This window comes from Bacteroidales bacterium (genome assembly GCA_016707785.1).
Lineage (GTDB): Bacteria > Bacteroidota > Bacteroidia > Bacteroidales > UBA4417 > UBA4417.
Window position 1 is genome coordinate 337,049 of sequence record JADJGZ010000002.1, and the last position, 14,561, is coordinate 351,609.

Here is a 14,561-nt window from a genome sequence, read left to right on the forward strand (position 1 = left end):
CAGAGTAATGGTATTTTTAATATTTTCATATGCAAATTCCGGAATATGAATAAAGTGGTAAATGGCGCAATTGAAGCGATCAAGGGTATATCCGATGGGATGACGTTGATGGTAGGTGGATTCGGTTTATGTGGAATCCCTGAAAACTGTATAACAGCGTTGGCTGCCAGTGGCATCAAAGGTTTGACTTGTATATCCAACAATGCAGGCGTTGATGATTTTGGTTTGGGCTTATTATTGAAGAATCACCAGATTCATAAGATGATATCCTCCTATGTTGGTGAGAATGCTGAATTTGAGCGTCAACTGCTCAGTGGAGAATTGGAAGTAGAACTCATTCCACAAGGAACCCTGGCCGAACGTTGTCGTGCGGGTGGTTCAGGAATTCCGGCATTTTTCGTACCTGCCGGCTATGGAACTGAAGTAGCTGAAGGGAAAGAGATCAGAGAATTTAACGGGAAACCACATTTATTGGAACTTGCCCTAAATGCTGATTTTGCAATTGTCAAAGCATGGAGAGGTGACACCCATGGAAACCTTGTCTACCGGAATACGGCCAATAATTTTAACCAATCAATGGCAATGGCTGGAAAAATTACCATTGCTGAGGTTGAAGAACTGGTGCCCGCCGGGACTCTTGACCCCAATTATATTCATACCCCGGGAATATTTGTCCAAAGGATTTTCCAGGGAAGGGGATATGAAAAGCGTATTGAAAGAAAAACCGTTAGAGAATAATTTCGGATTTCGGATTGTTGATTTCGGATTTATTCTGCCAATCTTCAGTCCGCAATCTGCAATCCGCAATCAAAAATCCCCCTATAATGCCACTCACAAAAGAACAAATCGCACAACGTATTGCCCGGGAACTTAAGGATGGATATTATGTGAACCTTGGTATAGGAATTCCTACCCTGGTTGCTAATTACATACCGGAAGGGATGCAGGTTACCTTGCAATCAGAAAATGGAATCCTGGGGATGGGACCGTTTCCATTCGCAGAAGAGGTGGATGCAGATCTAATTAATGCAGGGAAACAAACGGTAACGGTTGTTGAAGGTGCCAGTTTTTTTGACTCTTCTCTCAGCTTTGCAATGATCCGGGGCGGACATGTAGATCTTACTGTGCTTGGAGCATTTGAGGTTTCTGAGAAAGGTGATATAGCCTCCTGGAAAATTCCCGGGAAAATGGTGAAGGGAATGGGCGGAGCAATGGATCTTGTTGCTTCTGCAAAGAATATTATTGTTGCTATGCAGCATACCAGCAAAGAAGGGTCCAAGCTTTTACCCAAATGCTCCTTGCCTCTCACAGGGGTAAATTGTGTAAAAAAGATTGTGACCGATATGGCTGTTATCGAGGTAACTGGTGACGGTTTCAGATTGTTGGAACGTGCGCCGGGAGTTACTGTTGAAGAAATACGTTCAGCCACAGCAGGCCGGTTGATCATTGAAGGAGAAATACCTGAAATGCAGTTTTAGCCATTGACTTTAAATAAGAACTGATTCTAACAGCATAAATGAAAACTAACTTTACTGTACCATATTTGTTCTGAAAAGAAACAAATTTGGTCGTAAACGTTTATAATTGAAAGGATTCCATAAAAAATTAACGTCCTATGAACTATCCAAAAAAAGTAACAATCGGAGATATTACAGTACGTGATGGTTTCCAACATGAAGAGAAATATATCCCAACACCTGCAAAATTATGGTTATCGGAACAACTGATCCTTGCAGGTTTCAGGCATATTGAAGTTACTAACCTGGGTAATCCTTCAGGCATGCCTCAATTCAAGGATGCTGATGAGATACTGAAAAAACTCCGCGCAAGTAAAACGGTTGCACATCTTTTACCCCAGGTGAGTATTACAGCCGTTACTATTCGTGAAAAGGCTATTGAGCGAGCAATACAAGCCCGTCAGGAAGGCTGGGGCCCCGACAGGATTCTTTTAATGGTATCAACCAGTGAGTCACATCATACGAAAAACTCCGGGCTATCACTTGATGAGTATTGGAAAATGGCAGAAAAGTATATTCCTTTAGCCAAAGATGCCGGGCTTAAGGTGAATGGTACAGTCAGTACTATTTGGGGTTGCCCGATTGAAGGCCCTACAAAAATGGAGAAAGCTGTTGATTTTGCTCAGCGATGGTTTGATATTGGTGCAAGCGATGTAGAACATGCCGATCATGACGGTTCTGCCTCCCCGGATAGGGTTTACCGATATTATTCAATGCTAATGGATAAGATTGGCCGTCCTGAAAAACAAATTGTTCATTTCCATACCACCAGGGGATGGGGATTGGCTAATGTATTAGCCGCTCTGCAGGCTGGTATGACCAATTATGAAAGTACAATGGGTGGAATTGGTGGCCAGCCGGCGAACTTTGTTGATGGTGTCCCGGTTGCCGGAACCGGTGCCTATTATTATGCTGATCCTGGAATTACCGGGTTGGTACAAACAGAGGACCTTGTGGTTATGATGGATGAAATGGGTATTGAAACAGGCCTTGATGTTGATAAAGTCCTCGAAATCGGTGCAATGGTAGAACGGATCGTGGGTAGAAGGCTTCGTTCGGAAACCGTTAGAACAGGAAGAATTCCTAAATCTCTGACAGGGAAAGGCTGAAAAGAAGTGAACTAGAGTGAGCTAAAGTGAACTAGAGTTGTCAATTGAATCTGCGAAAATCCGTGGTGAAATCCGTCCGCCAGCCGGCGGATCCGTGTTCCATTTTTGTCTGAAAGTGCAAACATGCCTGGAGTGAACTATTGTGCCTAAAGTGAATTAGAGTGTATACAGTTTTTGGAATTCCGGATACACCAGCGATTGGCAGGTGAAAGGCTATACTAACAGAAAATTGATTGCCAGCAACTTTAACGGTTATTTCCACGCTCCCAGTATAAAGCCGGAGAGGGTGAACCCAACCACCATATAGCCTGCATTGATTAGCATATATCGCCAGCCTTTCATTTCGTATAAGGCATTCAGTGTCATTGCCATTGCTACCCATCCGAATCCTGTAAGGAAACCATACAGTGCTCCTTCAGATGCACCGACCTTAGGGTCGGCAAGGAAAAATGCCAGGTTCGTTACCATGATCAGTGATAAAATAAAGGTAAATGACATGATCTTAGCCATATTGGCGTTCTTTGGTGCATCCGGACTCATATTAAGTTCTTTCATCCAGATTTTCCCGAAAAGTAAAGGGGAATACCAAATAGCACCAATTCCGTAAAAAGAAAGGGTTGATACCAGAACAGCCAGCCAGTTAATGTTTGAAGGATCCATAACAAAGGTGTTAGTTGTTGATTATTAGAATATTATCAACTCAATTTGTTGCCTTTTTAATGCAATAGAAGAGTAATGGGAAGCATATCGAGAAACAGTGCAGATTTTATAACAAATCTTCTGTATTATGGTTCAGTGTAGCACGACGAAGTGAAAGATTTTCCTGTGTGGAAATTCCGGGTTAAATATGTGAGCAGAAATATGATTGTTTAATAGTGATATAAACTATTGGTAAAGCAGGATCTCTGCTTCCCCTCTGACAATTGTGACACCATTCATGGCAAGTGAATCCAGGTCATTTACTATTGGATAAATGGAAACAGGGGCAATTTTTTCAATTCTCCTGATCAGTTGTGTGGTGAAGAATTTGCTATTCATAATTGCTCCCATAATGAGGATAGCATCTACCTTACAGTCCAGGACAGTGGACATAGAACCGATTTCTTTTGCAACCTGGTAAGCCATTGCATCCATAATCAATGTGGCTTGTTCGTCGCCTTCATCTACCATTGAAAGGACCTGGCTGAGTGATTTTGTTCCCAGGTAGGCAAGAATGCCTCCTTTCTCAGTAATCAACTGACGCATTTGTTCCCGCGTATACTTTCCGTTGTAGCAAAGGTCTATGAGTTGACCAACCGGCAGACTTCCTGAACGGGTCATAGAGAAAGGGCCATCACCATCGAAAGCCTGGTTCACATCCACAACTTTTCCTCCATGATGAGCTCCAACTGATACACCTCCACTGCCGATATATGCTACAACAAGATTAAGATCCTCATATTTGCGATTAATACTCTTGGCATATTCCCGCGAAACATTTTTATGGTTGAGTGCGTGAAAAATGGATGTACGTTCAATTTGTGGTATCCCGGAAACCCTAGCAATCGGCTCCATTTCATCAACAACCACAGGATCAGCAAGGTAAGCTTTAGCATTGGGAAGCATACCAGCAATTCTATCTCCAATTAAGCCTCCGAGATTCGTAGCATGCCGTCCCATAACGCCTGTCCGAAGGTCTTTCTTCATCGCTTCATTCACTTCATAAATTCCGGATTTTACCGGCTTGATGAGGCCACCACGAGCCATCACCACCGTAATTTCCGCCAGTTCAATCTGGTTGTTGTTTAACTCCTGCATAATAAGTTTTGTGCGGTATTCCAATTGGTCAATCACATCAGCAAAGGCAGCCTGATCCTCAGCCTTGTGGCGGATAGATTTGAGGAATATGAGACTGGTATTGCGATAAACTGCAATCTTAGTAATATCAACTTCAGGATAGATGACCAGAATGCTTTTCATGGAATGCTTGTTTTTGTTGGTTTGTCAAAGTTAGAAATATTTGATAAATCTCCTCCCGAAAGCCATTTATAAGTTTAGATGATAGAATTTGATAGTTTTCGTCTTGTTGAGTATTCTCTTTTGAGGGTTTTTAGTCGAAATATTTGGGTGTTTTAGATGGTACACTTTTAAAGTTTATCACAATGATAGGCTCGCCATTACTTTCAGTACCAACTCAACCTGCACTGGATCGAAAATATGTATACTTATTTTCATTCGCATTTACATATAGAACACATGTACATATCTAGATATCAAATAAATATTGTATCTTTGTATACCAAACCCAAACTCCTTTATTATGAAAACAAAATGGCCGATTGTGATTTCTATCCTTCTGTTACCTTTCATTTTTGCAAATATTAGTGGAGATGAATACATTGTACTTAGTTGGAATGATTTAGGGATGCATTGCTCCAATAAGGACTTTTCAAAACTTGCAGTGCTTCCACCTTATAATAATCTGAAGGCCCAGGTAATTCGAAAAGGAACTGCTGAGACTCTGCCTGAAATTGTTACAACAGGATTAAACGTTCACTATTCAATCCCGGGGAATACATATTCAGTAGGTAAGACAAATTTCTGGAGTTATTCTCAGCAATTATTTGGGGTGAGTTTAGCTCCCAATATCGGACTTACCGGAGTTGGTTTAACTGGCACCATGAACCCTTTCAGTAATCACTATGCTGTTGAGGGCGTACCGATCACACCCTATACCGACAATAACCTGTTGACGGAGAATCCGTACCAATTAGCTTTAGTTGAAGTCTATAACAGTTCCAATACTCTATTGGCATCAACACAGCCGGTAATCCCGGTTTCAAATGAGCTAAGTTGTGTCAGTGCTGGATGCCATTCAAGTGAGCAAGCCATTTTAAACGAACATCCACGGGAAGGAGGCTTTAATCCAAATGCCACCCCCATTCTATGCGCTAATTGCCATTCAGATAATGCACTTGGGATGCCGGGTCAGCAAGGCGTTCCTTCTTTTTCTTTTGTTATTCATGATAAACATAAGGATAAGACAAACGACTGCTATAAATGCCACCCTGGGCCTAATACTCAATGTTTTCGTGATGTAATGTTCACAGATGGAATGACTTGCCAAAACTGTCATGGAAATATGAGTAATGTTTCATCTAGTATTGAAAATGGTCGGGAACCCTGGTTGGAAGAACCTTCATGTGGAGCTTCAAACTGCCATGGCTCAAATTATGGGGAAGAAACAGGAAAATTATTCAGGAATTCAGTTGGACATGGTGGATTATACTGCAGTGCCTGCCATGGTTCCCCCCACGCAATTCAACCCACCATTCAGCCAAATGATAATGTCCAGAATATTGCCCTGCAGGGTTTTTCAGGAGTGCTTCGCCGTTGTGAAGTATGCCATGGCACTGTTCCTACAGCTGCAGGTCCTCATGGGTATTTACCCGCAACACTTAATCTTACGGTATTCCTGGAGAGCCTGTTTGCTGGCACAGCCATGAACAAAGCCCAGGATGAAACAGGTAATCAATTCACCGGTCCAATAGCAGATAAGATTGCCATTGAACTGCATAATTCATCTCCTCCTTTTACCTTAGCCGCAGGACCATTTATTGTGAACCTGAATACAAATGGTTCAGCTTCACTTTCTTTGCCAGTTTCAATGAATTCCAGTTATTATATTGTTGTAAAACACAGGAATAGTGTTGAAACCTGGAATGGAACACCTCTGTCATTAGGCGTAGGAACGGTCAATTATAATTTTAGTTTGGCAGCAAACCAGGCTTATGGAAATAATTTAAAACAAATAAACGGGAAGTATGTAATTTATACTGGTGATGTAAACCAGGATGGGTTAATAGATGCAGCCGATATGATAAGTGTTGACAATCAGTCTGCAACCTTCGCCCAGGGTTATCTCCCCACAGACATTAACGGTGATGGAGATGTTACTTTTGCTGATATGGTAATGGTCAACAATAACTCAACCCTGTTTATAGGGAAGATTATTCCCTGAGTTATTGCTAGAGACAAATTCAACAGATAAAAAAACGTCTCCATTTTTTCAACAATTAAGGCCAGGAATTCCTGGCCTTAATTGTTATCATTGTCAATTATTTCCTGGGGTTAGGGGACCCCCCCCCCCCCCAAGGGGTTTGGTGGGGGGGGAAAAAGTTTTGGGGGGGTGGGGTTTTTCCATTGCAATGTGATTTTTTAATTGCTTAAGCCGGAAAGGTGCAAGATCAGCATTCGACATTAGACATCTTTCTTATGAAAATTCCCGCCATCCTTCGACTACAGAAGGAACCCCCCCCCCCCGAAAATGAATATGCTTTCAGTCGGCCAGGTCCGACATCAAACATCAAACATCCGACATTCCACAATCACATATTCCTCCTATACCTGCCACCCACTTCAAACAAGGCCTGGGAGATTTGTCCCAGAGAACAGTATTTTGCAGCATCAATGAGTGCTTCAAAAAGGTTTGATCCCAAAATAGCAGCTTCTTTCAGTCGTTCCATATGTTGACGGCTCTCTTTCTGCCAGGCATTGTGGAGGTTGGCCAGCATGGCTACCTGGTATTGCTTCTCTGCTTCGGTTGAACGGATCACTTCTCCCGGAACATTCGTCGGTGACCCTTTTGAAGAAAGAAAGGTATTCACTCCCATAATCGGGAGTTTTCCGGAATGCTTTTGATGCTCATAATACAATGATTCTTCCTGTATTTTACTTCGTTGGTACATAGTTTCCATGGCACCCAATACGCCTCCACGCTCAGTAATCCGGTCAAATTCAGCAAGAACAGCCTCTTCCACAAGTTCTGTGAGCTCTTCAATAATAAATGAGCCCTGTAAAGGATTCTGATTTTTTGCCAGTCCTAATTCATGGTTAATGATGAGTTGTATTGCCATAGCCCGACGCACCGATTCCTCGGTTGGAGTGGTTATAGCTTCATCATAGGCGTTTGTGTGCAATGAATTACAATTGTCATAAATGGCGTATAAGGCCTGTAAGGTTGTTCGGATGTCGTTGAAATCAATTTCCTGGGCATGAAGGGAACGGCCGGAGGTCTGAATATGATATTTCAGCATCTGCGAACGGGGTCCTGCCTTATAAAGTCCTTTCATCGCCTTTGCCCAAATGATACGTGCCACTCTGCCCATCACTGAATATTCAGGATCCAGTCCATTGGAGAAGAAGAAAGAAAGATTGGGAGCAAAAGCATCAATTTCCATGCCCCTGGAGGCATAATATTCCACGTAGGTAAATCCATTGGCAAGGGTGAGTGCCAGCTGGGTGATAGGGTTTGCCCCGGCTTCGGCAATATGGTAGCCGGAAATAGAGACAGAATAAAAATTCCTGACATTATTCTGGATGAAATATTGCTGTACGTCACCCATCAAACGGAGAGAGAATTCGGTGCTGAAAATGCAGGTATTCTGTGCCTGGTCTTCCTTCAGAATATCTGCCTGCAAGGTGCCTCTTACTTTAGAGATGGTATCAGCTTTGATTTTTTCATAAACCTTTGCCGGTAAAACATGGTCTCCTGTTATTCCTAAAAGCATCAGACCAAGTCCATTATTTCCCTTAGGGTATGAATTTTTCCTGCCGCCATCTGCAAGGGTAGAATCATATTTTGGCCTGGGCAGGCCTGCTTTATCCCAAATGGAAGCCAGTTTCTTTTCTACCTCTTTTTCAAGTCCGTGTTCCCTGATGTATAACTCACATTGCTGGTCGATGGCAGCATTCATGAAATAAGCCAGCATCGCCGGAGCCGGACCGTTGATTGTCATTGAAACCGACGTTGCCGGGTCACATAGATCGAACCCGGAATAGAGCTTCTTAGCATCATCAAGGCTGGCAACAGAAACACCTGCATTTCCTATTTTACCATAGATATCAGGCCTGATATCCGGGTCTGCCCCATATAGGGTGACGGAGTCAAAAGCCGTAGATAATCTCTTGGCCGGCATCCCCAACGAAACATAATGAAACCTCTTATTAGTTCTTTCTGGTCCGCCTTCCCCGGCAAACATGCGGGTTGGATCTTCATTTTCACGTTTGAATGGATAAACCCCGGCAGCATATGGAAACTCTCCGGGCATATTTTCCCTAAGGTTCCATTTTAAAATATCGCCCCAGTCACGATACCTGGGCAGACTGATCCTGGGAATCCTTAGGTGTGAAAGACTTTCAAAGTAGGTTTGTACCTTGATTTCTTTGTCACGAACTTTATATGTATAGAAATCCTTATGAAAAGATTTCACTTTCTGTTCCCAGCCCTCAAGGATTTTTCGGTTTTCAGTTTCCAGCTTTTTCTCCTCTTCATGGAGTTGTTCAAGCAGTTGTTTCTGTAATTCCGGCTTATTTGAAAAAGCACCTGCTGATTTCTGAAGCGCATAAATCCGGCTGGCATTTTCAGCTTGTTCTTCTGTCCAACGGTTATAATTTCTGATAATATCTGATATATCAGTCAAATAGCGTGTCCTTGAAGGAGGAATGATCCATTGATGAGCTTTCTCTGTGGGAGGCGCAATATAGGTGGACTTGAAACCAGCCTGTGCTTTGCTGTTCAAGGTAAAAATCAGAGCTTGGTATAGACTGTTTACACCAGGATCATTGAATTGGGATGCCATCGTGCCAAATACAGGCATCTCTTCCAAATCGGTTTCAAAAAGCTTGTGATTCCTCTGGTATTGTTTTCTGACATCTCTCAGAGCATCCTGGGCACCTCTCTTGTCCGATTTATTGATTACCACCAGGTCGGCAAAGTCCAGCATGTCTATCTTTTCCAATTGGGTTGCAGCTCCATATTCCGGGGTCATCACATACATATGAACATCGCTGTATTCAACGATTTCCGTATCGGATTGTCCAATACCTGATGACTCAAGGATAACCATGTCGAAGCCGGCATTTTTGACAAGGCAAAGAACATCCGGTATATATTTTGAAAGGGCAAGGTTGGCCTGGCGGGTTGCCAAGCGAGCGCATATAAACTCTTGTACTGTGAATGGAATTCATCCGTATCCTGTCACCCAACAAAGCACCGCCTGTTTTTCTGCGACTGGGATCCACAGAAACAATGGCAAGGTTCTTTTCCGGAAAGTCCTGTAAAAATCTACGGACCAGCTCATCTACCAGTGATGACTTCCCGGCTCCGCCGGTTCCGGTTATTCCTAATACAGGCGTAGGGTTTTGAGAACAATCTTTACCCAGTTTCTTTAATAAAGGTTTAACTTCCTGTGGATGGTTTTCAGCAGCTGATATCAATCGGGCAAGTCCACGATGATTATTCACTGAAAGGTCAAGATCAGAATCTTGCAGATTCACCCCGGTGGGATAATCAGAGAGCTGGACTACTTCATTAATCATCCCTTGTAATCCCATATGCCTGCCATCATCCGGAGAATAAATCCTGGTAATACCATAAGCTTGTAATTCTTCTATTTCATGAGGTAAGATGACTCCACCACCTCCTCCAAAGATCTTTATATGATTGCTGCCTCTCTCTTTCAGTAAATCATACATATACTTAAAAAACTCCATATGTCCCCCCTGGTAAGAGGTTAGGGCAATAGCCTGGGCATCTTCCTGAATTGCACAATCCACAATCTCCTGCACCGAACGGTCATGCCCCAGATGGATTACTTCAACCCCTGTGCTCTGAAGAATTCTTCGCATAACATTGATAGCGGCATCATGTCCATCGAAGAGGGAAGCTGCTGTTACAATCCTGACATGATTTTTTGGCGAATAAGGGCTTATGGAATCCATGGAAGTATTTGGGTTTCAAAGTTGATCATATATGCAAATATATATATTTAATAGATTTGGAAGAACTCTTTTCATTGTGTATATTTATCACTTAATCAGCTATATCTTGTTTATAAGTAGTATCATTCAAGCCCGGTATTCTTCCTGCCATATTCTTGGGTTTTTATGGCTATTTCTACATTTTAATCTGCAAGCACAGCAACCCTTACGATTCGACCGGATTGGCAGAAATGAAGGGCTCTCTCAGAGTAGTGTTAACTGCATGGTTCGCGACAGGGATGGATTTATGTGGTTCGGCTCCCAGGATGGGTTGAACCAGTACGATGGCCGGAAATTCCTTGTCTTCCAGCATCAACCAGGCGATTCTAACAGTTTATCAAACAATTATGTAGTTTCAATCGCCGAGGATGAACAGGGTTACCTGTGGATGGGAACCATGACCGGAGGCCTTAACCGGCTTGATAAAAGAAAAGGTTCCTTTCAGGCTTTCAGGCATCAGGATTCAGTAAATTCCATTTCGGAAAATACAGTGTGGACTGTTATTGCCGATGGTGAGGGGAACATTTGGTGTGGTACCAGTAAAGGACTAAATTGTTATCATAAAAAAAACAAACGTTTTGACGTCTTCCGACCGGTAAAAGGAGATACCAACAGCCTTACCACTGATATGGTAGTAAGCCTTTATAAAGATAGTCGGGGACGTATTTGGATCGGGACAGTCGAAGGATTGTGCATGCTCGACAGATCAAAAAACCGGTTTACCAGGTTCCATAACCCTTTTGAACAGGAACTCCCCGGGGCTAACCTTATCTGGTCAATTACTGAATCACTTGCCGGAGAAATCATTACTGGGACTAATAATGGTGTGTATGTGCTGGATCCTGATCGAAGGAAATATGCACGGATTGCAGGTTCTCCCAAAGATTTGCCATTGGTGGCCTGGTCGGTCACAGCTCAATATCCGGGGAAAGTATGGGTGGGCTCTGACCGTGGTTTGTTTCAATGCCAGACTGAGGGACAAGGCATTGAAGCCTATCTTCATAACCCGGTAGACCCCAATAGCATTTCTGATAACAATATCTGGTGCCTGCTCAAAGATCCATCAGGTTTCTTGTGGGCCGGGACAAACAATGGCATTTCAAAATCAAAATCTTCATCTGCACATTTTAACCTCATCACCGCAGGAAACCAGAAGCCCAATGTCCTTTCTTCTGCCAAAATCATGGCTATTCTGGAGGATCACAATGGTTACCTATGGCTGGGAACGGATGGGGGAGGGCTTAATTGTTTGTCGCCTGACAGAAGCGTTGTGAAAGTCTACAATTCTTCTAACTCTGCTTTGAGAAACGACAACATTTGGGCACTTTCAGAAGATAAAGAAGGGAATATCTTTATAGGGAATTACCAGGGAGGGGTCCACCGATTCGACCGAAAGACCGGCAAAATTAGTGCATATCCCATCGGGCAAAATGGGGCATCAGAACTTGCAAATCCAAGAGTGTTGTGCATGTTATGTGCTAGTGATGGGAAAGTATGGATCGGAACAAGAGGTGGAGGCTTAAGTTGCCTGAATCCGGTTACCGGTCAGTTTACCATGTATTCAAATGACAAGGCCAATCTTTCAGGATTCCCTTCCAATACTGTGCTTTCATTGGCTGAAGATGCTATTGGTGGGATATGGGCAGGGACTCATGAAGGTGGACTCGCCTGTTTAAAGCCAGGGGGCCGGCAGTTCCTGGTATTGAAACATGATGCTGATAATGTCGGAAGCCTTTCAGATAACAATGTCTGGTCTATCAGGTTTGACAAAAAGGGCAGATTATGGGTCGGGACTCAGGGTGGGCTGAATGTGTGTGAATCGCCCGAAAATCAGTTGGAATTCAGGTATTTTTCTACAAAGGATGGACTAAAGAGCAATACTATTCTTGGCATTCTCGACGATTCTGAAGGAAATCTATGGCTAAGCAGCTTTAATGGGATTTCCCGACTCGAAATGAAAACGTTTGAAAAAATGTCGGAAGAGAATCTTAATGACCCATCTTACCTTTTTACCCATCCTTTATTCTGTTCTTTCGATACCGATCATGGGCTTCAGGGACTTGAGTTTAACCAGGGAGCAGGTTTTCATGGAGCTTCGGGATTATTGTATTTCGGAGGGAATAATGGACTTAATTATTTCTCTGAAAAGGATGTGAAGGCCAGTTCTTTTCAACCTCCTGTCAGAATTACTGCAATGAAAATATTCAACAGGGAGGTGCTGATTATGCAGGGTGACGGAAATGAGCTGGCAGATGATGCTGTAGTTTTTAAAGATAAGAGGAATTATTACCTTCCCGTGAGCATCTCTTACCTGAGAAAGATTCAGCTCTCTTATCGCGAAAGCGTCATCTCCTTTGAATTTGCAGCTCTCGATTTCTCTAACCCGGGCAAAAATCAGTATGCCTATAAGATGATCAACTTTGATGAAGATTGGAATTATGTAGGCCCACAGAACATTGCCACTTACACCAACCTGGATCCCGGAGAGTATACTTTGCTGATCAGAGGAACTAATTCGGACGGAATATGGAACCAGCAGGAGACGGTCCTTCAAATCATCATAACCCCGCCTTTCTGGCAGAAAAGCTGGTTTGTTATTTTTGGAATTATAGTAGTACTTCTGCTTCTCTTCCTGATTATGCATAAAGTTCTGAATTACCAACGTAAGAAAGCAAAACGAGAGAAGGAACTCATCGAACTGCAACTGAAATCAATCAAAAGCCAGATAGACCCTCATTTCGCATTCAACGCCCTGAATACCATTGCTGGTTTTATTTATTCTGAACAACCGGATATAACCTATGACTACTTTACAAGGTTTGCCCATATGGTAAGAAATATTCTGGAAGATAATGAGCAGATTTCCAGAACATTGTCAGAAGAAATTGAATTTGTGAAGAATTACCTGGAGCTGCAGAAAATGAGGTTTAAAGATAAATTCGATTATGAGATAATAGTCCATGAATCGATATCTTATCAAACACCAATTCCTAAGATGATTATACAGTCGTATGCTGAAAATGCCATTAAACATGGGCTCATGCATAAAACATCGGGAGGGATGCTGCATATCAGGATTGATAAAATTGATGACCAGCTGCTTGTCGTAATTGAAGATAATGGAATAGGAAGGGAGAAGGCTGCACTACTCAATACTGATACTACAAAACAGGGATACAGGATCATGGAGCAAATCCTTGACCTGTATAGTAAACTTTATCATACCAAAATTTCCCAATCTGTTATTGACCTGGTGGATGATGCAGGAAATGCCGGAGGTACCCGTGTAATTCTGGAGATGACTTTACCGGTAAGTAACATGTTTGATATCAATAAAAAATCTTAATCATGCAGGATAATGATATAAATCCCCGATCCATCAAGGTATTAATTGTTGATGATGAAGAAGAGGCCAGGAATCTGCTCGAAAGGCTACTCTATCGTATTCCTGATATTTGTGTAGTCGGCAAGGCTGCATCGGCAGATGAAGCACTTGAAATGATGGTCAGCACTTTGCCGGAACTAGTGTTTCTTGATATTCAGATGCCTGAGAGGAACGGATTTCAATTGATTGATTACTTTAAAAAGCTCATGTTAAATGCTAAAGTGGTCTTCGTCACAGCCCACGCCGAATTTGCTATCAACGCCATGAAAGTTTCAGCTTTCGATTATCTGCTTAAACCCGTACTGATGGAGCAACTCACCGAGACAATTCTAAGGTATAAAGCTGAGCGGATGCAAACAGCAAACGAAAGAAAGGGTGAACAACCACAGCAAAGGATATCAAGGCCCTGCAAAATCAAATTCAATACCCGCACAGGATATATCCTCGTATTGCCGGATGAGGTTATGTATTGTGAGGCAGATGTAAACTATACCCATATCTACTTAGGGAAGGACAATAAGGAAACCATCACAGTAAACCTTGGACGGGTTGAAGAAATCTTTGCCCCATATTCATTCTACAGAATCAGCAGATCTATCCTGATCAATCAGCAGTATCTTTCAAAAGCCGACCGCCAGAAAAAGCAATGTTTACTGGTTAAGGATGGAGAGCGCGTTTTCCTGGAAATACCCCCTAATCATATCCGGGAGCTTGAAAAATTGCTCGATGAAAATAGGTAATGCTCTTCTC

General features: G+C 42.6%; 8 protein-coding genes and 1 pseudogene. 6 read left to right on the top strand and 3 right to left on the bottom strand.

Features of this window, described 5'->3' with window-relative positions:
• Positions 1–45 precede the first annotated feature (45 nt).
• From IPH84_03120 to IPH84_03130, 3 genes are all read left to right on the top strand, one after another.
• The gene (locus IPH84_03120; GenBank protein ID MBK7172228.1) at positions 46–738 is read left to right on the top strand and encodes a CoA transferase subunit A; all 693 of its coding nucleotides are present in this window, start codon (positions 46–48) and stop codon (positions 736–738) included.
• Between the two features lie 86 nt (positions 739–824).
• Positions 825–1,478: a CoA transferase subunit B gene (locus IPH84_03125; protein MBK7172229.1), complete on the top strand. Its 654-nt coding sequence runs from the start codon at positions 825–827 to the stop codon at positions 1,476–1,478.
• A gap of 137 nt (positions 1,479–1,615) precedes the next feature.
• Positions 1,616–2,626 (top strand): pyruvate carboxyltransferase, encoded by a 1,011-nt coding sequence (locus IPH84_03130; protein ID MBK7172230.1) that lies wholly within the window; start codon positions 1,616–1,618, stop codon positions 2,624–2,626.
• A gap of 252 nt (positions 2,627–2,878) precedes the next feature.
• On the opposite strand, the gene IPH84_03135 is transcribed toward IPH84_03130, so the two are convergent.
• Together IPH84_03135 and buk are read right to left on the bottom strand one after the other, a co-directional pair.
• Positions 2,879–3,286: a DUF1761 domain-containing protein gene (locus IPH84_03135; protein ID MBK7172231.1), complete on the bottom strand. Its 408-nt coding sequence runs from the start codon at positions 3,284–3,286 to the stop codon at positions 2,879–2,881.
• Positions 3,287–3,511: 225 nt separating this feature from the next.
• Complete coding sequence (buk, locus tag IPH84_03140) at positions 3,512–4,585, bottom strand: butyrate kinase (GenBank protein MBK7172232.1); 1,074 nt, start codon at positions 4,583–4,585, stop codon at positions 3,512–3,514.
• Between the two features lie 340 nt (positions 4,586–4,925).
• Here buk and IPH84_03145 point away from each other — a divergent pair, with 340 nt between their 5' ends.
• Positions 4,926–6,626 (top strand): hypothetical protein, encoded by a 1,701-nt coding sequence (locus tag IPH84_03145; protein ID MBK7172233.1) that lies wholly within the window; start codon positions 4,926–4,928, stop codon positions 6,624–6,626.
• Between the two features lie 367 nt (positions 6,627–6,993).
• On the opposite strand, the pseudogene IPH84_03150 reads toward IPH84_03145, so the two are convergent.
• Positions 6,994–10,387: pseudogene (locus IPH84_03150) on the bottom strand (methylmalonyl-CoA mutase family protein).
• A gap of 106 nt (positions 10,388–10,493) precedes the next feature.
• Between IPH84_03150 and IPH84_03155 the strand changes: the two are divergent.
• Together IPH84_03155 and IPH84_03160 are read left to right on the top strand one after the other, a co-directional pair.
• A complete protein-coding gene (locus IPH84_03155) occupies positions 10,494–13,772 on the top strand; it encodes a histidine kinase (protein MBK7172234.1) in 3,279 nt (1,092 codons plus the stop codon).
• 2 nt (positions 13,773–13,774) lie between these two features.
• Positions 13,775–14,551: a response regulator transcription factor gene (locus tag IPH84_03160; GenBank protein MBK7172235.1), complete on the top strand. Its 777-nt coding sequence runs from the start codon at positions 13,775–13,777 to the stop codon at positions 14,549–14,551.
• Positions 14,552–14,561: the final 10 nt, after the last annotated feature.